This is a genomic window from Amycolatopsis sulphurea, assembly GCF_002564045.1.
GTDB lineage: Bacteria > Actinomycetota > Actinomycetes > Mycobacteriales > Pseudonocardiaceae > Amycolatopsis > Amycolatopsis sulphurea.
This window is the reverse complement of sequence record NZ_PDJK01000002.1, coordinates 1741011-1763750: the sequence shown is the minus strand read 5'-3', so window position 1 is coordinate 1763750 and position 22740 is coordinate 1741011. Positions and strand designations below refer to the sequence as shown.

Here is a 22740-nt window from a genome sequence, read left to right as displayed (position 1 = left end):
CGGGAAGCTTTGTGGTGGTTACCGGCACGCTGGTGGCAGGCACGCTGCTGACGGACCCGGTCGTGCCGGATGTGGCGGTGCCGGATGCGGTGGTGATGACAGACATGGATCAGCCCCTGCGACGGAATGGCGATGGGGTAAGCCGGGTGCGGTGGATCCCGCGAAGTTGATCTTGGTCTGGACGTGGCTCTCCCCGGAGGACCGGTTCGGGCGGTCAGTCCGGAGAAGTGTTCGGCAGTGCCGCGTCCCGCCCGGCGCCGGCCGCCTCACGGTCCCGGCTGACGCCGATGAGCTTCAGCTGGGTGACGGTGTTTCCGTCCGCCGCGACGGCGAAGGGAAGCCGAGCCCCGCCCGGCCCGTCCAAGCCCGGTCCGGCGACGGTGACCGGCGCGCTCGGCGCGCCCGGTGCCGCAGGCAATCCGCCCCCGCCACCGTTGCCACCACCGGCCAGGTGCGTGCGCTCGTTCGAGACCTGTTTCTCGACGGGTTCGTGCACGACCTTGCCGAAGAACGACTTCGCGTCCTTGATGACGAACGGCAACGCGGTACCCACGTCGCTGCTCGTGGTCGCAGGTGTTGTCACAGCTGCATTGGAGTTCTGCGGAACGCTCGCTGAACCGCGTTCGTACCCCGTCGACGGCGCGAGCACCAGGACACTGCCGCTGCCCGACCCGCTCGACCCACCGGACAAGGTTCGCCCGGCGAAGTCCTCGAACGGCAGCAACGGCGCGATGATCCCGTCCCGGCCGGTGGCGGCCGCGGCTATCCCGGCCACGTTGTGCACGGTGCTGAGGGTGTGGTCGAGCAGCCCGTTGAGCGTGTTCCCGAACGGCAGACCGACGATGCCGAACACCCCGCCCAGCAGCCCCCGTCCGCCGAACTCGCGATCCGGGTTCGCGTTCGACGGACTGCCGGTGGCATCGGCGACGCCGCTGCCCAGGAAAGGTAAGACGGACACGCCTGCTTTTCCGGCGGCGGTCACGGTCCCTTGTGGACCGATGGCCGTGGTTTGCTTGCCGGTGGCCGTGGTTTCGTTGTGACTGGTGGGGTTTTGCCTGTGGGTGGCAGGGGTGCCGTTGGCGGTGGGGTCTTGCTCCCGGTTGCCTGCGGTGGCCTGCTTGCCGGTGGTCGTGTTTTGTTCGCCGCCGGCCGCGGTGCCGTGTCCGCTGTCTCGCGTGCCGTTGGCGGCGGCTTCCTGCTCACCGCCGGTCGCGGTGCCCGGTTTGCCGGTGGCCGCAACGCTGTGTTCGCTGCCGGTCGTGGCGCCTGGTCCGCTGGTGGCGGTGGTGCTTTGCTCGTCGGTGCCTGCGGTGCCTGCGGTGCCTGCGGTGCCTGCGGTGCCTGCGGTGCCTGCGGTGCCTGCGGTGCCTGCGGTGCCTGCGGTGCCTGCGGTGCCTGCGGTGCCTGCGGTGCCTGCGGTGCCTGCGGTGCTGTGCTTCCCGCTGGAGGAGGTCCCGTTACCGTGCCGCTCGCCGGACGCCGTCCCGCCGGTGCCAGGCGCTTCACCCGGATCCTTCAGTCCGGCACTGGAATGTTTGCCGGAGTACGAGCCGTCCGCGGTGCCGAGCTTCCCGCCCGGCGTCGCCGAGGGTGCACTGTCCGTGGCCCGCCCACCGGCCTTACCGGCATGCGAACCCGAACCGCGGTCCGCGGCGCCGGGGGCAGTGGCGCTCCGCGAGCCCCGGTCCGAAGCTGCCGCACCGCCGGGCTCGTTCCCAGTCCGTCCCGCGGTCGGCGGAGAAGACCACGTCAACGTCCCGGACGACGCGGGCCTGGCAGCCGCTGCGCGCTGCCCGTCGGTATGCGGCGCGGCGGCCGCAGGGTGATCGTCCGATCCGGACGGTCGCTCGTCCGCCGAAGCGCTCGGCTGTGCCAGCGCGGCCCCGAGCAGCCATCCGGCCACCGCGAGCCCACCCGCCAACGCGATTCGCGCGGCGGGCCGGGCGATCGGCGCCGCCCAGGGGCGCGGCCGCCGCAGTAAACCGTCGCCGGGCGCGGAGTGCGAAAGCTCGCTGCCCGCGGAATTGCCCAGCGCACCGTTTTCGGCCGCAATACTCGGAGTTCGACGCTCGCTGCCCGGGTCAGTCTTCGACGACTGCCCGCTGCTCGGCGAATCGCGGTCTGCCGCAATGTCCGACGCGCCATGTGCGCTGCCCCGGACACCTGATGAAGCGACAACCGAGGACTCACCGGCCGCAGCCGACTCACCGCTGATGCCCGACGCCGCGTCGCCGGACAGGGCGAGGTGTGCGATGTCGTGCATGTATGCCATGCCGATCACGCCACCACCACCGTCCGCGCGTGAAGCTCATGCGCCCCACCGCGCGAGCCTGATCTTGCTGGTTTTCATCCGGCCAGGTCGCTGGTTCCCCGGGGCCGCCCTCTTTCTAGCACCGCACGCGAGTGTTTCATCTCTCCCGCGCGCGATCCACCCCGTAAGGCGGAACCGTCCTACCGCCTCTGGTGTCCGGCCTGCCGAAGATGATCACTGAGAGTGGTTCCGCTCTCCGGGGTCTGCGGCCATCCGAGCGGCCGGTTGAGCCGTCCATCCAGCTGGCGGCCAAGGTTTCCCGCGCAGGCCACTCTGGGTGCGGGAGGCAATCCGGAACTCTCCGGGGCGCCGGAAAGCAGGGCTCAGCCCAGTTTTCGGAGTCGCCCGACTGCCTCGTCAATGACCTCATTTTGTTTACAGAAAGCGAACCTCAAGAGGTATTTCCACTCGTCCGGGTGATCTGTGAAGACTTGCACCGGAACCGCCGCGACACCGACACGTTCGGGCAACGCCCAGGCCAGTTCCGCGGCGTCGGAGAAACCGAGCGGGCGTACGTCGGCTGTGACGAAATAGGTACCGAAACTTGGCCGTACGTCGAAACCGGCATCGGCGAGCCCGGCGGACAGCCGGTCGCGCTTCTCCTGCAGGTCCCGCCGGACGCCCTCGACCCAGTCCAGTTCGTGTTCCAGTGCGTACGCGACGGCCGGCTGCAGCGGCCCGCCGGAAACGAATGTGATGAATTGCTTGGCCGCCTTCACCGCCGCGACCAGCTCCGGGGCCGCGCAGACCCAGCCGATTTTCCAGCCGGTGCAGTTGAATGTCTTGCCCGCGCTGGAAATGGCCACGGTCCGGGCCCGCATCCCGGGCAGCGTCGCGAGGGGCACGTGCTCGCTGCCGTCGAAGACGAGGTGCTCGTAGACCTCGTCGGTGATCGCGATGAGGTCGTGCTCGACGCACAGCCGCGCGACCTCGGTCAGCTGCTCGCGGGAGAACACCGTGCCGGTCGGGTTGTGCGGTGAGTTCAGCAGCACCGCGCGGGTCCGGGGCGTGATCGCGGCGCGCAAGGCGTCCAGGTCCAGTTCGAGCCGTCCGTCGCCGGCCTCGGTCAGGCCGATCACCCGCCGCTGCGCGCCGGCCATCGCGACGGCCGCGGCGTACGAGTCGTAGTACGGCTCGACCACGATCACCTCGTCGCCGGCCTCGGTGAGCGCGAGCAGAGCGGCCGCGATGGCCTCCGTCGCACCGGCTGTGACCAGCACCTCGGTGTCCGGATCGTACGAGGTGCCGTAGCGCTGCCGGTGCCGGGCGATCGCCGCGCGCAGCTCCGGGCGTCCCGGGCCGGGCGGGTACTGGTTATCGCCCCCGAACAGGGAATTCTTCGCCTTTTCGAGCATCCCGGCCGGTCCGTCGGTGTCCGGAAAGCCCTGGCCGAGGTTCACCGCGTCGTGCCGTACGGCGAGCGCGGTCATCTCCGCGAAGACGGTCGAGGTGAACGGACGGAGGCGGGGGACGAGAACTGGTTCACGCACGACCACGCATCCTCACGGACAATGGGGGTGTGGAGCAACTCACCCCGCAGAAGGTCACGCCCGCCGACCCGCCCGGCGGCGTGGTCGCCGAAGAGGGCAAACGGCGCGGGCTGCGCAAGATGAAGCTGGTCGCGCTGGGCTTCCTGCTCGGCGCGACGGTGGTCTTCCTGCTCACGAGCTGGGCGGAAGCGGCAGGCTGGCCGGGCTGGGTCGGGTACGTGCGCGCGGCCGCCGAGGCGGGCATGGTCGGCGCGCTCGCGGACTGGTTCGCGGTCACCGCGCTGTTCCGGCATCCGCTGGGCCTGCGCATCCCGCACACGGCGATCATCCCGAACAAGAAGGACCAGCTCGGCAGCAGTCTCGGCGACTTCGTCGGCTCGAACTTCCTGGCCGAGGACGTCATCCGCGAGAAGCTGCGCCGGATCGGCATCGCGCGGCGGCTCGGCGGCTGGCTCCGGCAGCCGGAGAACGCCGAGCGGGTCACCTCCGAGCTGGCCACCGTGGTCCGTGGTGCGGTCACCGTGCTGCGCGACGAGGACGTGCAGGCGATCATGGAACAAGCCGTGGTCAAGCGCATCATCGACCGGCCGTGGGGGCCGCCGCTGGGCAAGATCCTGGCCGGCGTGTTCGAGGACGGCGCGCACCACAAGCTGGTCGACCTGATGTGCGACCGCGCCTACGAGTGGGTCCGCGACAACCACCAGGCGATGCTGCGCGTGGTGTCCGACCGCGCGCCCAGCTGGTCGCCGAAGTTCGTCGACGAGATGCTCGCGGACAAGGTGTACGGCGAGGTCCTGTCGTTCGCCTGGGCGGTGAAGACCGACGTCAACCACCCGATGCGGCTGGCGCTGGACAAGTTTCTCGGCGAGTTCGCCCAGGACCTGCAGACCGATCCGCAGACCATGGAACGGGCCGAGCTGGTCAAGGGCCAGATCGTGCACCACGCGGAGGTGCAGAAGCTGATCGGCTCCGCCTGGGCGACGGCCAAGGAGATGCTGCTCAACGCCGCCGAGGACCCGTCGAGCGAGCTGCGCGTGCGCGTCCGGACCAGCCTGGGGTCCCTCGGCGAACGCCTGGTCACCGAGGAGTCTCTCACCACGAAGGTGGACGGCTGGGTCGAAGGCGCCGCCGCCTACCTGGTGACCAACTATTCGCGCGAGATCACCACGATCATCACCGACACCGTGGAACGCTGGGACGCCGAGGAGACCTCCCGCAAGATCGAACTCCAGGTCGGCCGGGACCTGCAGTTCATCCGCATCAACGGCACCGTGGTCGGTGCGCTGGCGGGCCTGGTGATCTACACGGTGGCGCAGCTGCTGTTCTGACACCCGGCACGCCGGCCGCTGCCGCTCGCTATCCAGGCCTTGCCGTCGGATGTACGCGGTCCGCGCCGTACCACACCCGCCGAGCATCGAATCAAGTTGTCCACAGGAAGCTGAGTTATCCCCCGGGTTATCCACAGGAATTCACGGTGTTGGCCTAGTCACTATCCACAAGGTGTGGGGATCCGGCGCGGGGGCGCTTGCACATGTGGGGGCTGTGGGCAGGTTGTCCACAGGTGCTCAGTTGTGCACAGTCGCGGTGCGTGCCCGCCAGGACCGGGCCTTTTCGCGGTTGCCGCACACGCGCATCGAGCACCAGGTGCGGGAGCGGTTGCGGGATTCGTCGTAGAAGGCCCAGAGGCAGTCGTCGGCGGGGCAGATCTTGAGCCGGACCCAGTCCCCGCGGATGGTGAGCCGGGTGGCGGCGGCCAGCACCGCGGTGACCGCGTCCGGGGTGATCAGGACCGGTCCGGCCGCGGTCATGGCGAAGCGAAGCGGCACGTCGAGCGGTCGCACGGGCAGCCGCGGATCGCCGATCGCGGCGCGCAGGCTGTCCCGCGCGGCGCGCGCTTCGGCCGGGTCGTTCGGTGTCAGGTCGTGGTCCTCGGCCCAGCGGCGCCAGAGCCCCGGATCGTCCAGCAGATCGTCTCCCCGCTCGAGGTCGACCGTGTTGAGGAAGGCGACCACCAGGGAAGCATCGGTGTGCACCTGCTCAGTGTACGGGCGAAACCGGTTGCGACCTGGCTGGCTAACTCCCATAATTCCTTCACTGGTTACTCGGCGAAGGGGCAGGCATGGGTGCGATTCCGACGTTCGGCTGCGTGGCGATCGACTGCCCCGACCCGGTGGCGCTCGCCGCCTTCTACCAGCGGATCCTCGACTGGGGTGAGCCCACCATCCGCAACGACGGGCAGTGGGCGACGCTGGTCAACCCGACCGGCGGCCCTCGGCTGGAGTTCCTGTGGGTGCCGGACTACCGCGCGCCGGAGTGGCCTTCGGCGGAGAAGCCGCAGCAGGCCCATCTCGATCTTGAGGTCACCGATCTCGAAGCTGCGCACGAGCGGGTCCTCGGGCTGGGCGCGAAGCTCCTCGACGACTCCCCGGAGACGTTCCGCGTCTACGCCGATCCGGCTGGTCACCCGTTCTGTCTGTGCGCCTGCTGACGACCGGCGGCGATGCCGCGTAGGCTGGCTGCGTGATTTGTCCGAAGTGTCAGCATATGATGCAGACCGTCGACAAGGCGGGCGTCCACATCGAGCGGTGTGAGGGTTGCCGCGGGATCTTCCTGGACCACGGTGAGCTGGAACGGATCGTGGGCGCGGAGAACTCGTTCTACGGACACCAGCCGCCGCCGTATGACGGCGAGCGTCCGAGGGGTGGTCCGTACGGGGCCCAGCGCGGTTACGCCGACTCGCCACGTCCGTACGGCGGCGGCCGTCCCGATTCGCCGCGTCCGTATCGCTCGGGCGGGTACGCGGATTCACCGCGTCCGTACGGCGGCCATCGCGGGTACGCGGACTCGCCGCGTGCGTACGGAGGGCGTCGCAAGCGCAGTTTCCTCGAGAACCTGTTCGACTGAGTTGTCCACAGGTGGATCGCTGCCGGTCGCACTCGACCTGCGGGTGTGCCCGGCCTGTGGAGACCGGGCGAGTTGTCCCCAGCCCGAGGGGACGACGGTGCGTTGTGGATCGTGCGGGCACCGCTGGTCGTTCCGCAAGCTCCCGCTTTTCGCGCTGACCGGCCCGAGTGGTGCCGGGAAATCCACGATCGGACCGCTGCTGGCACAGCGGCTGGCTGGGGACGCACTGGTCCTGGAACAGGATCTGCTGTGGACCGGTGCGCTCCAAGAAGAAACCCCGGGCCACCCGGTATTCCGCGCCACCTGGCTGCGAATGGCCGCAATGCTGCACCAGAACGGCTTTCCGGTCGTCCTGTGCGGCACCGTGGCGCCGCCCGAACTGGAACCGTTGCCGGAACGGGCTTTCTTCTCGGACGTGCATTACCTCGCCCTGGTCGCCGACGACGAGATCCTCCGCGGCAGGCTCCGGGCCCGCCCCGCTTGGCGTGCATGGGACGAGCCGCGGATCGAGGAAATGCTGGAGTTCAATCACTGGATACGCGGGCAGGTCGACTTCATCGACACGACTGCGGCACCGGTGGGTGACATCGTGGCGGCCGTGGAGAAGTGGGTCCGGGCCAAGCTGCCGGTGTGACGAACGGACGGTTGCCGGGCAGCGCGTCGGATCGGACCGTCTACAGTGGCCAGTTCTGCGCGCTTTCCGGCTGGTCCAGCCACCAGGTCTGCCGGTCCTGGTGCACGGTGAGACCGAAGCGGGAGCGGTCCGGCTTGCCCAGCGTTTCCCAACGGGCATAAGCCTGTTCGGCCAGATCCCAGAGCGCGCGTGGCCCGCCTTGGGCGACTTCCGTTCCGGAGTCCACGCTGCGGGTGCGGGCCCAGGAGCCGTCCGGGTGGGCGAGGGCGAAGCCGTCTCCGGGGAGCCGGAGCGGGTGCGCTCCGGGAAGCTCCAGTGAAGCGAAGAACTCGAAGTGCCGGTGGGGTTTTACGAGCGTCGCCATGGTCAGCCGCGTCGGGCGCCAGCTAGTGGGCTCCGGGAGTTCTATCGGTGGTGGCAGCCGGTGCGCGCGTAGCGGCATGAAACGGCCGTCGCGGGCGCAGACGCGGCCCTCCGCGGTGGCGTCGGGGCCGACGGTGAGCCGGACCAGGCCACCGCCCAGCGGCCGGTTCAGGGTCGTCACGATGTGGCCGCCGGGCACGGTCTGTTCCAGCCACGCCAAGGGAATCGTGGACACCGCCGCGGTGCACAGGATGCGGTCGAAAACGATTCCGGCGGGGAAACCGAGCGCGCCGTCACCGGTGGCGCAAGCCGGTGCGTAACCGCATTCGGCGAGACGTTCGCGGGCCGCGTCGACCAGCTCCGCATCGATGTCCACTGTGGATACTTGGCCGGAACCACAGCGATGGCTGAGCAAACCGGCGTTGTACCCGGTTCCGGTGCCGATTTCGAGCACCCGGTCCCCGTCGCGCACGAGGAGTTCCTCAAGCATGATCGCCATGATCCCCGGCATACTCGACGAACTGGTCGGCACCCCGGTGACCGGGCCGAATTCTCTTGCCTGCAGCCACTTCGCCGGCGTGTCGTCGAGTTGCGTGACCAGGACGTCGCGGGAGTAGACGCGTTCCAGCCAGCCCGGATCGGCGCGTTCGACCGCGCTCCAAGTGCCGTCCTCCGGCACGAAGAACCGGGGGAGGAACACGTGCCGGGGCACCGCGGCGAAGGCGTCGATCCAGCGTTTCTCGTGGAGGACGCCTTCCGCCACGAGCTGCCGGGTCAGGCGCCTGCGGAGCCGTTGTGCACCCATGCCCTCCACGGTAGCCGGGTGAGCGGCAGCACACCCGATGGTGCAAGCAGGGCGCTTGCAATAGCTAGCGCTGCCGCGTACCGTCGGTATGGCCCAGAGGAGGTGACCGGATGACCGAACCCGGTGGCGCACACCGGCCGATCGACAAGGTCGCGGACCTCGCTTCCGGCATCGGCGAGTACATCCGGCAGCAGCGCAGTTCGGCGAAGATCTCGTTGCGCCAGTTGTCGAAGCTCGCCGGAGTGTCCAATCCGTACCTGAGCCAGATCGAGCGCGGGGTGCGCAAGCCCAGCGCCGAGATCCTGCAGCAGATCGCCAAGGGCCTGCGTATTTCGGCCGAGGCGCTCTACGTGCAAGCGGGGATCCTCGACCTGCCGACGGGCGGGCCGGTCGGCGACGCGATCCGCGCCGACACCGAGCTGACCGAGCGGCAGAAGCAGGTCCTGCTCGACGTCTACGAGTCCTTCCGGCGCGAGAACGCCGCCGGAACCGTTTCCCCCGCCGCCGACGCGGCGAAGACCACCACTATCCCTGAGGAGTCGACATGACCACCCCCAAGCCCACCGAGGACGTCCGCAAGGTCGTCAGCACCGCGATCGACCAGGTCCGCACCCCGCTGCTGGCCGCGCTCGGCGCGGGCAACCTGGCCGGCCAGGCCGTGACCGATGCCGTCGCGAAGGCCCGCGCCAACGTCAATTCCGCGCGCAAGGGCATCGAGGAGCTGCCTGGCGAGGTCGAGAGCATCCGCGAGAAGCTCGACCCGGCCGAGCTGCGCAAGGCCATCGACGAGTATACCGAGGCCGCGCTGAAGCTGTACAACAAGCTGGCCGAGTCCGGTGAGCAGGCCTGGGACAAGATCGCCGCGCAGCCGCAGGTGAAGAAGGCCCTCGAACAGCTGGAGGACGCCCTCCGCGCCGCGCAGGACCGGGTCGACGGCCTGGCCGGCGAGACCCGCGAGCGCGTCGACGACGTGCTGGCGAAGGTCACCAAGCGCACCCGCTCGGCCGGTGAGCAGGCTGCCCGCAAGGTGACCGAGGTCGCCGGGGAGACCGCGGACGCGGTGGAGGAACTGGGCGACGACCTCGCCCACGAGACCCGCTCGGTGGCCCGCAAGACGGCCAACCGCACCGCGCCGAAGACCGCCGCGCCGGCCCGCCGCACCACGACCAACGCGAAGAAGCCACCCGCCCCGAAGACCGAGCAGTAGCCCCGCTGCCCCGCTGCCCCGCGCCCCGGGGCAAGGCTGTGAAGGGGCCCTTCACGGAATCAGAGTCCGTGAAGGGCCCCTTCACGGACTTCGGGCCGTGTTCGCCCGATTCGCGGCAAGTGCCCGGGCGGGCCGGTGGCCGGATTTTCCGGTGACGTCGGTCACAGGCGGGGTGATTCGAGATCGGTTCCGGGCCGCCGGGGGGTCCGGTTTCGCGCGCGGGTTGCCGTAAGCTGGATTCGTGCTGGTTGCCGACTGGGTCCTCAGGGTCATCTACTGGGGCAGCATCGCGGTCGGGCTTTTCGCCTTCGTTCACGCGGTGTTGCAGCGTGCCGACGCGTATTCGGCGGCCGACCGCAAGACCAAGCCGATCTGGATGCTGATCACCGGCGGTGCCACCTTGGCGCTGGCGCTGTTCCAGGTGCAGGGGCCGGGGTTGATCTTCTGGGTGCCCGCGATGGCCGCGGTACTCGTCTACCTGGTCGACGTGCGGCCGCGGCTGATCGAAGTGCAGCGGGGCCGGCGCAACTGGTGACCGCCGCGCGGCCGTGCGCGGCCTGCGGTTTAGATTCGGTCGGATGACGACCTGGAACATCGCCGGGAGCCTCACCGTCGTTCCCGCGCCCACGCGTACCGAACTGCTCGCCGAACCCGTCGCGAAGGCGCTCGCCGCGATGGCCGCCCCAGAAGAGGTCGGTGTCGCCGAGATCGATCCCGGGCTGGCGGACACCGCCGAATTCTGCGCGGCGTACGGGTCGCCGCTGTCCGCTTCGGCCAACTGCGTCATCGTCTCCGGCAAACGGGCCGGTGAGGTGCGCTTCGCCGCGGCGCTCGTGCTCGCGACCACCCGGGCGGACGTCAACGGAGTGATCAAACGCCGGCTCGACGTGCGCAAAGCGTCGTTCGCGCCGATGGACGAGGCGGTGGCGCTCACCGGGATGGAGTACGGCGGCATCACCCCGATCGGGCTGCCCGGACCATGGCCGATCCTGGTCGACCAGGCCGTGGCCGACCAGCCGGAACTCGTCGTCGGCAGCGGGATCAGGGGCAGCAAGCTGCTGATCTCCGGTGCCGCGCTCGCCGGGTTGCCGAACGCCGAGGTCATCGAGGGTCTGGCCCGGTAGCTCTCATTCCCGGATGTCGTTGGCGTGCAAGGCGGTTCGCCGGAGCCCGTTCGTGGCGGATGCCATGCGGCCCTTTTCCGGCCGGGTGTGCGAAGGTGGGCTCGGCGGGAAAATGAAGAGAGCAGAGGGACGAGATGGGAAAGGTCACGGCCACCGCGGAGCGCATGATCGATGCGCCGGTGGAGAGGGTGCGCGAACTGGTTGCCGACTACGCCGAGACCCGGCCGAAGCTGCTCACCGAGCACTACCGCGACTACGAGGTCGCCGAGGGCGGCGTCGGAGCGGGTACGAAGGCCGGTTGGAAGCTGCAGGCCACCTCGAAGCGCGTACGCGACGTCGCGGCTACGGTGACCGAGCCGAAGCCTGGCACGCTGGTGGAGACCGACGCGAACTCCAGCATGGTCACCACCTGGACGGTCGCGGAGGCCGGTGCCGGTTCCCTGGTGCGCATCGAGACCAGCTGGGACGGCGCGAGTGGCGTCGGTGGCTTCTTCGAGAAGACCTTCGCCCCCGGCGGGCTGAAGCGGATCTACGACGGTGTGCTCGGCAAGCTCGCGGAGATCGTGTAGCGCTGGTCACGCCACCGGGGCAGGCGGAACGTTTGCCCCGGTCTGGTCGTGGGAGCCGATGATACGGGGCGCACGCCCCGGTTCGAGTCCAGTCCCGGAAACGGAGTCGACACAGTGACCGCATCGACCAAGGCGACCGAGATCCGGCTCGCCGCTCGTCCGCACGGGGTTCCCACGCCCGAGAACTTCGACATCGTCGACACTGACGTGCCAGTGCCCGGTCCCGGGCAGTTGCTGGTGCGCAACCTGGTGATGAGCGTGGACCCGGCCATGCGCGGGCGGATGAACGACGTGAAGTCCTACGCGCCGCCGTTCGCGGTGGGCGAGCCGATGCACGGTGGTGTGGTCGGCGAGGTCGTGGAATCCGCTGTGGACGAATTCGCGCCCGGTGACCACGTGCTGCACAACCTGGGCTGGCGTACGCACGCGGTACTCGATACCAACCAGGTGGCCAAAGTGGACGGTTCGGTGGCGCCGCTGTCCGCCTATCTCGGCGTGCTCGGCATGCCGGGCCTCACCGCGTATACCGGCCTGCTGGTGAGCGCGGAATTCAAAGCGGGGGACACGGTGTTCGTGTCCGGCGCGGCCGGTGCGGTCGGTTCGCTGGTGGGGCAGCTGGCCCGGCTCAAGGGTGCCAAGAGAGTGATCGGCAGCGCCGGTTCCGCGGAGAAGGTGCGTCATCTGACCGAGGATCTCGGCTTCGATGCGGCCTTCGACTACAAGGACGGTCCGGTCGCCGACCAGCTGGCCGCCGCCGCGCCCGAGGGCATCGACGTCTACTTCGACAACGTCGGCGGGGAGCATCTGGAAGCCGCCATCGCGTCGATGAACCTGCACGGCCGGATCGCGCTGTGCGGGATGATCTCGCTGTACAACGCCGCCGAGCCGCCACCCGGTCCGCGCAACCTTCTGCAGCTCGTCGTGAAGCGGATCACCATGCGCGGCATGCTGGTGTCGGACCAGTGGGGTATGCGTGAGCAGTTCCTGACCGAGCTGGCACCGCTCGTCGCTTCCGGCGAGATCAAGTACTCCGAGACCTTTGTGGACGGTATCCGCAATGCGCCGGATGCGTTCCTCGGGCTGCTCAGCGGAGCCAACACCGGCAAGATGCTGGTGCGCCTCTAAGCGGTTTCAAGGCTGTGAAGGGTCCCTTCACGGACGCAAGGGCCACGGTGTCGGCAAAGTCGGTGCGAGGGGCCCTGCGCAGGCTGCGGAGGTCCGTGAAGGGGTCCTTCACGGACTCTGAGTCTGTGAAGGGCCCCTTCACGGACTTGAAACAGGTCTGGCGCACAGCGCGAGGTGGTCGCGCCTCGAATAGCCCCGCATCGTCCGTTGCCAGGCGTGATCGACGAGGATGGCAGGTGTCGTCGATGATGCGCGGCAGCCACGGCTCTCTCCGCTGATCACGGGGCCTCGACCAACTTTGCCGACACCCCGGACGCAAGGGCTGTGAAGGGTCCCTTCACAGCCCTTGCATCGCCCTAGAAGACCACGGTGCGGTTGCCGTGGACCAGAACGCGGCCTTCGAGATGCCAGCGCAGGCCCCGGGCGAGGGCAACCTTCTCGACGTCCCGGCCTTTGCGGACCATGTCGTCCACCGAATCGTCGTGGCCGACGCGGATCACGTCCTGCTCCACGATCGGGCCCGCGTCCAGATCGGCGGTCACGTAGTGGCAGGTCGCGCCGATCAGCTTGACGCCACGGGCGTGTGCCTGGTGATACGGCTTCGCGCCGACGAACGACGGCAGGAAGCTGTGGTGGATGTTCAACGCGCGACCGGCCCAGGCCGCGCACAGCTCGGGCGGTAGCACCTGCATGAAGCGCGCCAGCACGATCGCGTCCGGGGTGTGCTCGTCGACCAGCTTGCGGATCTCGGCGAACGCGTCCGCCTTGCCCGCCGGGTCGCCGGCCGGGAACGGCACGTGGTGGAAGGGGATGCCGTGCGCGCGGGTGATGCCCCCGAGCGTGGCGTGGTTGCCGATCACCGCGGCGACTTCCACGTCCAGCTCGCCGGAGGCGACCCGGCCGAGCAGGTCGTACAGGCAATGCCCGGCCTTCGACACGAGAATCACCACGCGTGGGCGCCTCCCGGTGTCGAACACCTGCCAGTTCGATTCCGCCGACAGTTCCCCTGCCACGGCGGCGAACCGGTCATGCAGGCCATCGACGTCGAAAGGCAGGGAGTCGGCGCGGACGACCTGGCGGGTGAAGAACCAGCCGGTGTCCGGATCGGTGTGGTAGGCCGCTTCGACGATCGTTCCGCCGTGTTCGGCGAGGAAACCCGAGATGCGCGCGATGATCCCGGTACGGTCGGGGCAGCCGAAGGTGAGTACGTAGCGCTGTGGGCCTGGCACCCGGCCAGTATCCATTATCGGCTGGTCAGGGTGTCTTGAGGAGGTCGAGAACGGCGGGATCGCCGGTCGTCGCGGCGGCGTGCGGGCGGCCCCAGAGCGCGCGGTAGACGTCGTCGGCCGGGCCGCTCAAGATCACGTCGGGGCTGCCTTCGCCCAGCGCCGGGCGCTCCCCGGGCCGCAGCACGAGGGTCCAGGTCCGGGTGCCGCCGCGGACTTCGATGACCCCGTCCTGGGTTCCGGTCGGAGCCCGGCGGGGGAGCAGGAAGGCGAGATACTCGTCGATCCCGTCCTCGGCGAATTCCGGGGCGAAGCGGGTGTCCGGGGGAACGGGCAGCGCGCCCTCCGCGTCGAGCCGGTGGATGGCGAGCTCGTGGGCCATCCGCCGGGTCCAGTCGCCGACGGTGAAGGTGCCCTGCGGGAACGGGGATCTGGTCGGGTGATCCGCGGGCCGCCGGAGTGCTTCACGGGCGGCGAGCCGGCCGCCGTCCCAGCGGCCGAGCAGGTCCGGCCAGCCCCCGTCGGTGCTTGCGGGCCGGTCAGCGCCGTCGCCGGCGATCATCGCGGTGACGTAGGAGAACAGTCCGTTCAGGTGGGCAACCAGATCCTTCATTGTCCATTGAGGACAGTTCGGGACCGGGGCCTGCGGGCCGGTTGTCAGCGCGGCCGCCTTCAGCCGGTCGGCGTGGATGTCGATCGCTTCCAGCAGCCGAGGGGTGTCCATGCCGGGATTCTAGATGGCGGGCGCGGAGACGTCTGCCGAACTCGATGAGGGCGACGAGCAGCAAGGCGAGGGCGAAAGAGAGCAGCAGGCCGTACACCGGCTGGTCTGCGAACGCTGCGCCACCGGCTAGGCCGATCAGGGTGCTGTAGATCGCCCATAGTGTGGCACCGAGCGCGTCCAGCGGCACGAAGCGTCGGAAGGGGTAACCGAGACTGCCGGTCGCCAGTGCACTCGCGACGCGGCCACCGGGGAGGTAACGCGCGGCGATGATCAGCAGCGGCGCTCGTCTGAGTACTTGCGTGCGTGCCCACTCGTGCCGCTGACGTCCGGACGGTCCTCGCGCCAGTCGGGCGAGCGCTCGCGGTCCGGCCGCGCGGCCGACGGCGTAGCCGAGGCAGTCACCGGCCCACGCGCCGGTCGCCGCGGCCAGCACCAGGAGGGCCAGCCGGCCGGGGTCGGGACCGAGGAGGACGGCGACGGTCACCACGGTCGTCTCGCTCGGCATGAACGGCAGCAACGCGTCCAGCCCGGAGACGGCGAAAACGAGCAGCCACAGCCACGGCGACCCCAACGTCCCTCGGAGCAGCTCGGTGACCTCTTCCAGCAGTTCCACCCGCATAGCTTGATCACTGAAGGTCGCCACTGGGTGACCCAGCGGGGTGTGGCTGGTGAACAGGTGGGGGTCAGCCGGGCGCGACACTCGCCCACGGAACGGTCAGCTCACCGAGCCGGTGCCGGTCCGGGCGGCCGAGCACCGGCCAGCCGCGCCCGGCCAGCAGCGCGACCGCGGTACGCCAGCGGGCGCGCACACCGAACGACCGGTGCGGCGCGGCCGCCGCCCAGCATTCGTCCAAAGTGGTCAGCAGGGCATGCACGCGTTCGCCCGGAGCGTTGCGGTGGATGAGGATCTTCGGCAGCCGTTCGGCCACTGTGGACGGATGGTCGAGTTCGGCGAGGCGGACCGACAGGGTGAGCGAGACCGGTCCGCCGGCGGTCACGGTGACCCAGGTGGCGAGCCTGCCGATCTCGTCGCAGGTGCCCTCGACCAGCATCCCGCCGGAGGGCATCGCGTCGAGCATCAGCCGCCACGCACCGGCCACCTCGTGTTCGTCGTACTGGCGGAGCACGTTGAACGCGCGCACCAGCACCGGCCGCGTTCCGGCGAGTTCGAACCCGCCACGGCGGAAGTCCAGCCGGGGTGGATCCGCCGCCTGCCGGCCCCGCGCGACCCGTTCGGGATCCAGTTCGAGCCCGAGCACCTGTACGTCCGCCCGGACCCGGGCCAGCCACCGGGCCAGCTCCACAGTCGTGACTGGCGACGCGCCGTAACCGAGATCGACGACAAGGGGACTCTCACTCCGCCGAAGCAGCCGGGTGACCGCGGGATCGGCGACCAGCCACCGATCCACCCTCCGCAGCCGGTTGGGATTGGTGGTCCCCCGGGTCGGCGCCCCGACCGGAGCCGAACGGCCGCCTTTCGGCACCGGGCGGGCGGCCTTGGCCGCGGATCCGCGGGCATGCGGCGGAGAGGTGCGCGCCGGGCGGGGTGTGGCGACTTGGTCGGCCGCTGTGGTCGGCGAAAGAGGTGAAGACCGATCTGTCGGCACGCCGGCCGCCGAAGCGGGCGGGGTGTCTTTTCCAGGAGTGGACGGGGGACGGGCGGACACCGGAGTCAGCGGTGGCCGGCCAGCCACTGCGCGGTGAACTCGTCCTCGCGGCGAAGCAGACTCGTCACCTGCTCGGAGACGAACTCCTCGATTCGGCCGCCGAACAGCGGAATCCGGACCACGACCTCGCCGGACGTGCGGAAGATCACTTTTTCCGCGGACGGGGTGAGCGAGGTCTGCGCGCCGATCTCGCCGGGGACGCCGCCGACGGAGACGTCGGTCCGGCCGGTGTAGCTCTCGCCGGAGCGCTGCCAGGTCTGGGTGCGGCGGACGATGATGTCGCCCTTGATCAGGGCGCGCACCGCTTGTGGCAGGCGGGCGGCGTTGATGCCGTGCTCCAGCTCGTAGCGCACCGAGTCGCCTTCGCCGGTGTACGACAGGAGCTTGCCGTCATCGCCGCCGAGGGCGGACAGGCGTGCTCGTACGGCTTCCTCGCCGGACACTGCGGGGAAGACCTCCGCGAGCGTGCCGGAGAACTCGCCGCGGTGCTCGATCCGGGAACCCATGGGCGGTGACAGTACCGGGCGTACGCGGTAAGGGGCCAAGCCGAGGCCAGTACCGTCAACACCCGTGAACACCACCGTTGAGCCGCGCCTCGCCGACTGCACGACCTTGCGGCTCGGGGGACCGGCGCGCCGCTTCGTCCACACGGACACGGCCGCCGACCTGGTCGCCGCCGTCCGGGCGGCGGACGAAGCCGGGGAACCGGTGCTGCTGCTGGGCGGCGGGTCGAACCTGGTCGTGGCCGACGAAGGGTTCGACGGCACGCTCGTGCGGATCGCGTCCACCGGCTGGGCCCGCGATGGCGACGTCGTCGAAGTGGCCGCCGGGCACGAGTGGGACGCGTTCGTCGCCGAGCTGGTCGACGCGGGGCTCGGTGGGCTCGAATGCCTGTCCGGCATCCCCGGCTCGGTCGGGGCCACGCCGATCCAGAACGTCGGCGCGTACGGCTGCGAAGTGGCCGATTCTCTCGTCTCCGTGCAGCTTTACGACCGGAAAGCAGGCGAGATCCGCACGGTGCCCGCCGGCGAACTCGGCTTCGGTTATCGCACCAGTGTCCTCAAGGGCACTGATCGCGGTGTGGTGCTTAGCGTGCGGTTCCGGATTGATCGTTCCGGGCAGTCCGCGCCGGTGCGGTACGCCGAGCTGGCACGCACGCTGGGTACCGAAACCGGCGCGAAAGTCCCCACCGCGCAAGCCCGGGAGGCAGTGCTCGGCCTGCGTCGCGGTAAGGGCATGGTGCTGGATCCGGCCGATCACGACACGTGGAGTGCCGGTTCGTTCTTCACCAATCCGATCGTTCCGTCCGGCGAAGCCCCGGAGATCGTGGCGCGGATCACGAAAGCGGCTGGCGAACCCCCGCGGTTCCCAGCCGAGGCGGGGGTGAAGCTGTCCGCCGCGTGGCTCATCGAGCGGGCCGGTTTCGGCAAGGGGTACCCCGGGCCGGGCGGCCGGGTTTCCTTGTCCACCAAGCACACTCTCGCGCTGACGAACCGCGGCGGCGCCAGCACGGCGGATCTGCTCGCGCTGGCGGGCGAGGTCCGGGACGGCGTCGAAGCCCGCTTCGGTGTGCGCCTGCATCCGGAGCCGCTGCTCATCGGCTGCGCACTTTGAGCCGCTACGGCAACCGGACGAGCGGGTGAAACGTCTTCCGCGTGGAGAGAGCGCACCGCAGAAGCGGGTAGCGTCGAGTGTGCTCGCCGGCGCTGATCATGTGGCGCGACCCCGGGTGGACGGGGAGCAGGTGCGGGGGACAACAGGAGGTAGACGGTGATCGAGCGCCGTACGGTGTTCAAGGCCGCGGTCGCCGCAGGTGCGGCGGCGCTCGGGGCCGCGTGTTCGACCAGCAACAACGGCACTGCGCTGCCCCAGGGCAGCAGCGGTGACGAGGGCAAGGCGGTCGAGCCCGTGGCGAAGATCACGGCCACCCCGGCCGTGGCCGCGAAGGACGCGGGGGTCCGCGATCCGGTGGTGATCAAGGTCGCCGAGGGCAAGCTGACCGAGGTGAAGGTCACCAGCTCCAGCGGCGGCGAGCTGAAGGGCGACCTCGCCGCCGACGGCCTGTCGTGGACCAGTTCCGAGCCACTCGGCTACGGCAAGACCTACACCTACGCGGCCAAGGCGCTCGGCTCCGACCAGCGCCCGGCCGAGCTGTCCGGTTCGTTCGCCACGATCAGCCCGGCCAAGCAGGTGCGTGCCACGCTGAACCCGGCCGACAACGCGAAGGTCGGCGTCGGGATGCCGATCAGCGTGAAGTTCGACAGCCCGCCGAAGGACCGGGCCGCGGTCGAGAAGGCGTTGAAGGTCAAGACCGACGTCGAGGGTGCCTGGGGCTGGATTTCGGCCACGCAGGTCGACTGGCGGCCGAAGGAGTACTGGCCGGAGAACACCTCCGTGGAGGTCGAGGCGAATCTCTACGGCCTTGAGCTGGGCGAAGGTACCTACGGCAAGTCCGATGTCACCACGAAGTTCGCCATCGGCCGCAACCAGGTGGTCAAGGTGCACACGCCGGACCACTCGATGAAGGTTTTCCGCGGCGGCGCGGAGGTCAAGAGCTACCCCTGCTCCAACGGGCTGGACGCCGAGGTGGACCGCAACACCCCCAACGGTACCTACATCGTGATGTCGAAGCAGGAGAACGCGGTCTTCGACAACGCCCGCTACGGCTACACCAACGTGAACAAGAAGTGGGCCTGCCGGATCTCCAACCACGGCGAGTTCATCCACGAGAACCAGGACAACGCGGCCGCGATCGGCAAGATCAACAACTCGCACGGCTGTGTCAACCTGCTCGAGGCGGACGCCAAGGACTACTACGACTCGGCGATGGTCGGCGACCCGGTGGAAATCACCGGTGCGCAGCAGAAGAGCCCGACCGGTTCGGATGTCAAGGACTGGTTCTACGACTGGCCCACCTGGAAGACCCTTTCCGCGCTGAAGTGAGCGTCTGCTACGAAGTAGCACCGTGAACACCGAAGTCGCCGGCCCCGGCGGAGTGCGCATCGCACTGCGGGTCGAGGGTGCCGAGAACTCCCGTCCGATCGTCTTCGTGCACGGCTGGGCACAGTCGGCGGACGCCTGGTCCGCGCAGCTGGCCGATCCGGCGCTGTCCGGCCGGTTCCGGCTGGTCGCGATGGATCTGCGCGGGCACGGCGCGTCCGACGTGCCCGCCGCCGGGTACGACGATCCGCGGCAATGGGCCGACGATCTCGCCGCGGTGCTGGACTTCGCCGGCCCGGACGCGATCCTGGTCGGCTGGTCCTACGGCGGCCTGGTGATCACCGACTACCTCCGGGTGCACGGCACCGCACGGCTGTCCGGGATCGTGCTCGTCGGCGCGGTCACCGAGATCGGCCGGGGCCGCGAGGGCGGCCGGACCGGGCCGGTGATGCGGGCCGCGATGCCCGCCGCGCTGTCCGACGATGCCGAGGTCGCGATTCCGGCGCTGGTCGAGTTCGCCCGTGCGCAGGCGAGCGCGCGGGTGCCCGGGGCGTACGCCCAGGCCATGCTCGGGCGCTCGCTCTCGGTGCCGCCCGCGGTGCGTGGCGCGCTGTTCCGCCGGGACGTCGGCAGTGCCGAAGTGCTGGCCGCGGTGGACGTGCCGGTGCTGGTCGTGCACGGTACGGCGGACCAGGTGGTGGATCCGGCCGCCGCGGAGTACTCCGCCGGGAAGATTCCGGGGGCGGTTCTGCGTTGGTTCGTTGACGCGGGGCATCTGCCGTTCGTCGAGGAGCCGGGTGAGTTCACCGCTCTGCTGCGGCAGTTCTCCGGGAATACGGCCGAAGAGCAGGAGTAGACACAGGTGACCAGCTCCCTCAACGGGTTCCGAGCCGGGCCGCGCCGGATCGCCGTGCTGTCCGTGCACACCTCACCACTCGAACAGCCGGGCACCGGCGACGCGGGCGGGATGAACGTGTACATCAGCCAGACCGCGCAGGAGATGGCGCGCCGCGGGGTAGAGGTGGAGGTGTTCACCCGCGCCACGTCCTCGGAGCAGCCGCCGCTGGCCGAGCTGTCGCCGGGGGTCACCGTGCGGCATGTGCAGGCCGGTCCGTTCGAACCGCTCGCGCGCGACGAGCTGCCCGCCCAGCTGTGCGCGTTCACCTCCGGGGTCCTGCGTGCCGAGGCCTTCCACGAACCCGGCTACTACGACCTGATCCACTCGCACTACTGGCTTTCCGGGCAGGTCGGCTGGCTGGCCAGGGACCGCTGGGGGGTCCCGCTGGTGCACACCGCGCATACCCTGGCCAAGGTGAAGAACTCGCTGCTGGCCGCCGGCGACAAGCCGGAGCCGCGCACTCGCGTGATGGGCGAGGAACAGGTGGTCGCGGAGGCCGACTGCCTGGTGGCGAACACCCAGGTGGAGGCCCGGCAGCTGGTGGAGCTCTACGGCGCGGCGCCGGACGCGGTGCACGCCGTCCCGCCGGGCGTGGATCTCGAACGGTTCACGCCCGGTTCACAGCCGGAGGCCCGGCGTGCGCTCGGCTTGCCCGAGGACGCGGTGGTGCTCGCCTTCGCCGGGCGGATCCAGCCGCTCAAGGCGCCGGATGTGCTGCTGCACGCCGCGGCGGAGCTGCTGCGCCGGCAGCCGGAACTGGCACGGCGGCTGGTGGTGCTGATCGTCGGCGGTCCGTCCGGGACGGGGCTGGAGCAGCCGCAGGCGTTGCGGGAGCTGGCTGCGACGCTGGGTATCGCCGGGCAGGTGCGGTTCCTGCCCCCGCAGCCGGGGGCGAAGCTGCGCACCGTGTTCTGCGCGGCCGACGTGGTCGCCGTGCCCAGCTACAACGAGTCGTTCGGCCTGGTCGCGCTGGAGGCGCAGGCCTGTGGGACCCCGGTGGTGGCCGCCGAGGTCGGCGGGCTACCGGTCGCGGTGCCGCACGGGGTGTCCGGGCTGCTGGTGCCCTCGCACCGCGCGGCGGACTGGGCGGACGCGCTGGCCGCGGTCGCGCTGCGCCCGGACCGGCGGGCCGAGCTGGCGGCCAATGCGGTACCCCACGCGCAGCGGTTCTCCTGGCGGCGGACCACCGACTCGCTGACCGGGATCTACGCTCAGGCGAGCCTGGCGTTCCGCCGGGCGCTGGAGAACCGGGCGGAGGTGGCGGTGTGAGTCTCGACGCGGTACTCAAGTCCACTTTGGACGAAGCGGGGCTGAAGTACGACCGGCGCGGTGCGGGGCGCTATTTCGTCACCCTGCCCGGGACCAGGAAACTCCAGACCAACTGCTGGCTGGTGGACGGCGACCACGCGTTCTCGGTGGAGGCGTTCGTCTGCCGCCGTCCCGATGAGCGGCAGGAGGACGTCTACCGGTTTCTGTTGCAGCGCAACGCTCGGCTCTACGGCGTGCACTACACAGTGGACAGTGTCGGGGACATCTACCTGGTCGGCCGGTTCGGCAAGGAGACGATCACCGCCGCCGAGCTGGACAAGATCCTCGGCCAGGTGCTGGAGACCGCGGACGGTGACTTCAACACCCTGCTGGAGATCGGGTTCGGCACCTCGATCAGGCGTGAGTGGGACTGGCGGGTGTCCCGTGGTGAATCACTGGCCAACCTCCAGGCGTTCAAGCACCTGGTGGAGCCCGCCCGGCCACACGAGCCGGGGCTGACCGAGTCGTGACCGCCGCCGTGCAACGGTTCTGACCGCCGTGCCGTCTCTCCGCCACGAACTGGAGGGAGAAATGGATGCGGACCCGATGGAGATCCCTGCTCGCCGGTGGCGGGCTGGTGCTGGTGCTCAGCGGCTGCAGTGGCACGCAGGAGGCGGCCACCCCGCCGCAGGCGGGGATGGCGGCGAACGCCGGTGCGGCGCCGAAGCAGGAGGCCGTACCGGGGCCGAAAGCCGCTCCGTCGCAGGTCAGTCCGTCGACGACGGACCGCAAGCTGGCCCGCAGCGCCCGGCTGGACGTGACGACGCAGACTGTCGCAGACGTCGTGACCCGCGCGCGGGCCATCGCGGCCGACTTCGGCGGGTACCCGGGGCAGGAGACCAGCACGACCGATTCCGCCACGGTGAGCCTGTCCGTGCCTGCCGAAAAGCTCGACCCGGTGCTGGATCGGCTCGCCGGCCTCGGCGAGGTCACCCGGCGCGAGCTGAGCACCCGCGACGTGACCGGGCAGGTGGTCGACGTGGCGGCCCGGCTGGCCACGCAGCGGGCGAGCGTGGACCGGATCAGGGCGTTGCTGGCAAAGGCCTCGTCGGTGTCCGAGATCGCGTCCGTGGAGAGCGAGCTGACCAGCCGGGAGGCCGAGCTGGAGTCGCTTGAGCGGCAGCAGGACTCGCTCGCCGGGACGGTCGCGATGGCCACCGTCGCGCTGTCGGTGACCGGAACCACGGCGCCGCAGGCCTCCGATGAATCCGGCGGCTTTCTCGGCGGCCTCGGCGCGGGCTGGCACGGGTTCCTGGTCTTCGGCGGCGCGGTGCTGCGGGTGCTCGGCGCGGTGGTGCCGTTCGCCGTGGTGCTCGGGATCCCGGCCGCCGCGCTGCTGTGGTGGCTACGCCGCCGGCGACGGGTGCGCGTGGCGGAGACGCCGGTGGAATGAGGGGCGGGTGGCGGGACGGCTCGAGGGAGGGGGAGTCGCGATCTCGAGCCGC

General features: G+C 70.0%; 24 protein-coding genes and 1 pseudogene. 16 read left to right on the top strand and 9 right to left on the bottom strand.

Annotated features, from left to right (window positions below):
• Nucleotides 1-214 precede the first annotated feature (214 nt).
• Nucleotides 215-2281 (bottom strand): hypothetical protein, encoded by a 2067-nt coding sequence (locus ATK36_RS32230; protein WP_170069733.1) that lies wholly within the window; start codon nt 2279-2281, stop codon nt 215-217.
• A 353-nt stretch (nt 2282-2634) separates the two neighbouring features.
• Nucleotides 2635-3801: a pyridoxal phosphate-dependent aminotransferase gene (locus ATK36_RS14245; protein ID WP_098514890.1), complete on the bottom strand. Its 1167-nt coding sequence runs from the start codon at nt 3799-3801 to the stop codon at nt 2635-2637.
• A 29-nt stretch (nt 3802-3830) separates the two neighbouring features.
• On the opposite strand from ATK36_RS14245, the gene ATK36_RS14240 reads away from it, so the two are divergent.
• Entirely contained in the window at nt 3831-5129 is a 1299-nt protein-coding gene (locus tag ATK36_RS14240; RefSeq protein ID WP_098511843.1) for a DUF445 domain-containing protein, read from the top strand.
• A gap of 237 nt (nt 5130-5366) precedes the next feature.
• Here the strand turns inward: ATK36_RS14240 and ATK36_RS14235 are convergent, their stop codons facing one another.
• Nucleotides 5367-5834, bottom strand: a complete 468-nt coding sequence (locus ATK36_RS14235; protein ID WP_098511842.1) for a CGNR zinc finger domain-containing protein — start codon at nt 5832-5834, stop codon at nt 5367-5369.
• 86 nt (nt 5835-5920) lie between these two features.
• Here ATK36_RS14235 and ATK36_RS14230 point away from each other — a divergent pair, with 86 nt between their 5' ends.
• Genes ATK36_RS14230 through ATK36_RS14220 form a run of 3 tightly spaced genes read left to right on the top strand, consistent with a single transcriptional unit; the run spans nt 5921 to nt 7339 of the window.
• Nucleotides 5921-6289, top strand: a complete 369-nt coding sequence (locus tag ATK36_RS14230) for a VOC family protein (protein ID WP_098511840.1) — start codon at nt 5921-5923, stop codon at nt 6287-6289.
• 32 nt (nt 6290-6321) lie between these two features.
• Nucleotides 6322-6705 carry a TFIIB-type zinc ribbon-containing protein gene (locus ATK36_RS14225; RefSeq protein ID WP_098511839.1) on the top strand — a complete coding sequence of 128 codons (384 nt, stop codon included), beginning with the start codon at nt 6322-6324 and terminating at the stop codon, nt 6703-6705.
• Between the two features lie 19 nt (nt 6706-6724).
• Entirely contained in the window at nt 6725-7339 is a 615-nt protein-coding gene (locus tag ATK36_RS14220) for a nucleoside kinase (protein ID WP_098514889.1), read from the top strand.
• A 40-nt stretch (nt 7340-7379) separates the two neighbouring features.
• Here ATK36_RS14220 and ATK36_RS14215 read toward each other — a convergent pair whose 3' ends face one another.
• Complete coding sequence (locus ATK36_RS14215) at nt 7380-8507, bottom strand: methyltransferase domain-containing protein (RefSeq protein ID WP_098511838.1); 1128 nt, start codon at nt 8505-8507, stop codon at nt 7380-7382.
• A 110-nt stretch (nt 8508-8617) separates the two neighbouring features.
• Here ATK36_RS14215 and ATK36_RS14210 point away from each other — a divergent pair, with 110 nt between their 5' ends.
• The 6 genes from ATK36_RS14210 to ATK36_RS14185 all read left to right on the top strand — a co-directional run bounded on the left by ATK36_RS14210 (nt 8618) and on the right by ATK36_RS14185 (nt 12532).
• Nucleotides 8618-9055, top strand: a complete 438-nt coding sequence (locus ATK36_RS14210; RefSeq protein WP_245914717.1) for a helix-turn-helix domain-containing protein — start codon at nt 8618-8620, stop codon at nt 9053-9055.
• Nucleotides 9052-9714: a hypothetical protein gene (locus ATK36_RS14205; RefSeq protein WP_098511837.1), complete on the top strand. Its 663-nt coding sequence runs from the start codon at nt 9052-9054 to the stop codon at nt 9712-9714. The genes ATK36_RS14210 and ATK36_RS14205 overlap by 4 nt, the downstream gene beginning before the upstream one ends.
• Nucleotides 9715-9955: 241 nt before the next feature.
• A complete protein-coding gene (locus tag ATK36_RS14200) occupies nt 9956-10249 on the top strand; it encodes a DUF2516 family protein (RefSeq protein ID WP_098511836.1) in 294 nt (97 codons plus the stop codon).
• A gap of 43 nt (nt 10250-10292) precedes the next feature.
• Entirely contained in the window at nt 10293-10838 is a 546-nt protein-coding gene (locus tag ATK36_RS14195; RefSeq protein ID WP_098511835.1) for a YbaK/EbsC family protein, read from the top strand.
• 134 nt (nt 10839-10972) lie between these two features.
• Nucleotides 10973-11407 (top strand): SRPBCC family protein, encoded by a 435-nt coding sequence (locus ATK36_RS14190; protein WP_098511834.1) that lies wholly within the window; start codon nt 10973-10975, stop codon nt 11405-11407.
• Nucleotides 11408-11521: 114 nt separating this feature from the next.
• On the top strand, nt 11522-12532 hold the full coding sequence (locus ATK36_RS14185) for an NADP-dependent oxidoreductase (RefSeq protein ID WP_098511832.1): 1011 nt from the start codon (nt 11522-11524) through the stop codon (nt 12530-12532).
• A 356-nt stretch (nt 12533-12888) separates the two neighbouring features.
• On the opposite strand, the gene purU is transcribed toward ATK36_RS14185, so the two are convergent.
• The 5 genes and pseudogenes from purU to ATK36_RS14160 all read right to left on the bottom strand — a co-directional run bounded on the left by purU (nt 12889) and on the right by ATK36_RS14160 (nt 16655).
• The gene (gene purU / locus ATK36_RS14180) at nt 12889-13776 is read right to left on the bottom strand and encodes a formyltetrahydrofolate deformylase (protein WP_211291878.1); all 888 of its coding nucleotides are present in this window, start codon (nt 13774-13776) and stop codon (nt 12889-12891) included.
• A 10-nt stretch (nt 13777-13786) separates the two neighbouring features.
• A pseudogene (locus ATK36_RS14175) lies at nt 13787-14392 on the bottom strand (maleylpyruvate isomerase family mycothiol-dependent enzyme); the annotation flags it as partial.
• The gene (locus tag ATK36_RS14170) at nt 14298-15095 is read right to left on the bottom strand and encodes a DedA family protein (RefSeq protein ID WP_245914716.1); all 798 of its coding nucleotides are present in this window, start codon (nt 15093-15095) and stop codon (nt 14298-14300) included. The pseudogene ATK36_RS14175 and the gene ATK36_RS14170, both read right to left, overlap by 95 nt.
• Nucleotides 15096-15165: 70 nt before the next feature.
• Nucleotides 15166-15966, bottom strand: a complete 801-nt coding sequence (locus tag ATK36_RS14165; protein WP_098511827.1) for a class I SAM-dependent methyltransferase — start codon at nt 15964-15966, stop codon at nt 15166-15168.
• A gap of 188 nt (nt 15967-16154) precedes the next feature.
• Nucleotides 16155-16655 carry a DUF2505 domain-containing protein gene (locus ATK36_RS14160; RefSeq protein ID WP_098511826.1) on the bottom strand — a complete coding sequence of 167 codons (501 nt, stop codon included), beginning with the start codon at nt 16653-16655 and terminating at the stop codon, nt 16155-16157.
• A 64-nt stretch (nt 16656-16719) separates the two neighbouring features.
• Here ATK36_RS14160 and ATK36_RS14155 point away from each other — a divergent pair, with 64 nt between their 5' ends.
• The 6 genes from ATK36_RS14155 (at nt 16720) to ATK36_RS14130 (ending at nt 22688) form a co-directional block, all read left to right on the top strand.
• Entirely contained in the window at nt 16720-17763 is a 1044-nt protein-coding gene (locus tag ATK36_RS14155; RefSeq protein WP_098511825.1) for a UDP-N-acetylmuramate dehydrogenase, read from the top strand.
• Nucleotides 17764-17919: 156 nt separating this feature from the next.
• Entirely contained in the window at nt 17920-19092 is a 1173-nt protein-coding gene (locus ATK36_RS14150) for a L,D-transpeptidase (RefSeq protein ID WP_098511823.1), read from the top strand.
• Between the two features lie 22 nt (nt 19093-19114).
• A complete protein-coding gene (locus tag ATK36_RS14145; protein WP_098511822.1) occupies nt 19115-19945 on the top strand; it encodes an alpha/beta fold hydrolase in 831 nt (276 codons plus the stop codon).
• Between the two features lie 6 nt (nt 19946-19951).
• On the top strand, nt 19952-21256 hold the full coding sequence (mshA, locus tag ATK36_RS14140) for a D-inositol-3-phosphate glycosyltransferase (RefSeq protein WP_211291877.1): 1305 nt from the start codon (nt 19952-19954) through the stop codon (nt 21254-21256).
• The gene (locus ATK36_RS14135) at nt 21253-21765 is read left to right on the top strand and encodes a type III secretion system chaperone family protein (protein WP_098511820.1); all 513 of its coding nucleotides are present in this window, start codon (nt 21253-21255) and stop codon (nt 21763-21765) included. Before mshA ends, ATK36_RS14135 begins: the two co-directional genes overlap by 4 nt.
• 65 nt (nt 21766-21830) lie before the next feature.
• Entirely contained in the window at nt 21831-22688 is an 858-nt protein-coding gene (locus ATK36_RS14130; RefSeq protein WP_098511819.1) for a DUF4349 domain-containing protein, read from the top strand.
• Nucleotides 22689-22740 lie beyond the last annotated feature (52 nt).

Coding starts and splice junctions, on each gene's coding strand:
- ATK36_RS14230 (WP_098511840.1), top strand. CDS start 5,921: ATGGGTGCGATTCCGACGTTCGGCTGCGTGGCGATCGACTGCCCCGAC.
- ATK36_RS14215 (WP_098511838.1), bottom strand. CDS start 8,507: ATGGGTGCACAACGGCTCCGCAGGCGCCTGACCCGGCAGCTCGTGGCG.
- ATK36_RS14210 (WP_245914717.1), top strand. CDS start 8,618: ATGACCGAACCCGGTGGCGCACACCGGCCGATCGACAAGGTCGCGGAC.
- ATK36_RS14205 (WP_098511837.1), top strand. CDS start 9,052: ATGACCACCCCCAAGCCCACCGAGGACGTCCGCAAGGTCGTCAGCACC.
- ATK36_RS14195 (WP_098511835.1), top strand. CDS start 10,293: ATGACGACCTGGAACATCGCCGGGAGCCTCACCGTCGTTCCCGCGCCC.
- ATK36_RS14190 (WP_098511834.1), top strand. CDS start 10,973: ATGGGAAAGGTCACGGCCACCGCGGAGCGCATGATCGATGCGCCGGTG.
- purU (WP_211291878.1), bottom strand. CDS start 13,776: ATGGATACTGGCCGGGTGCCAGGCCCACAGCGCTACGTACTCACCTTC.
- ATK36_RS14160 (WP_098511826.1), bottom strand. CDS start 16,655: ATGGGTTCCCGGATCGAGCACCGCGGCGAGTTCTCCGGCACGCTCGCG.
- ATK36_RS14130 (WP_098511819.1), top strand. CDS start 21,831: ATGCGGACCCGATGGAGATCCCTGCTCGCCGGTGGCGGGCTGGTGCTG.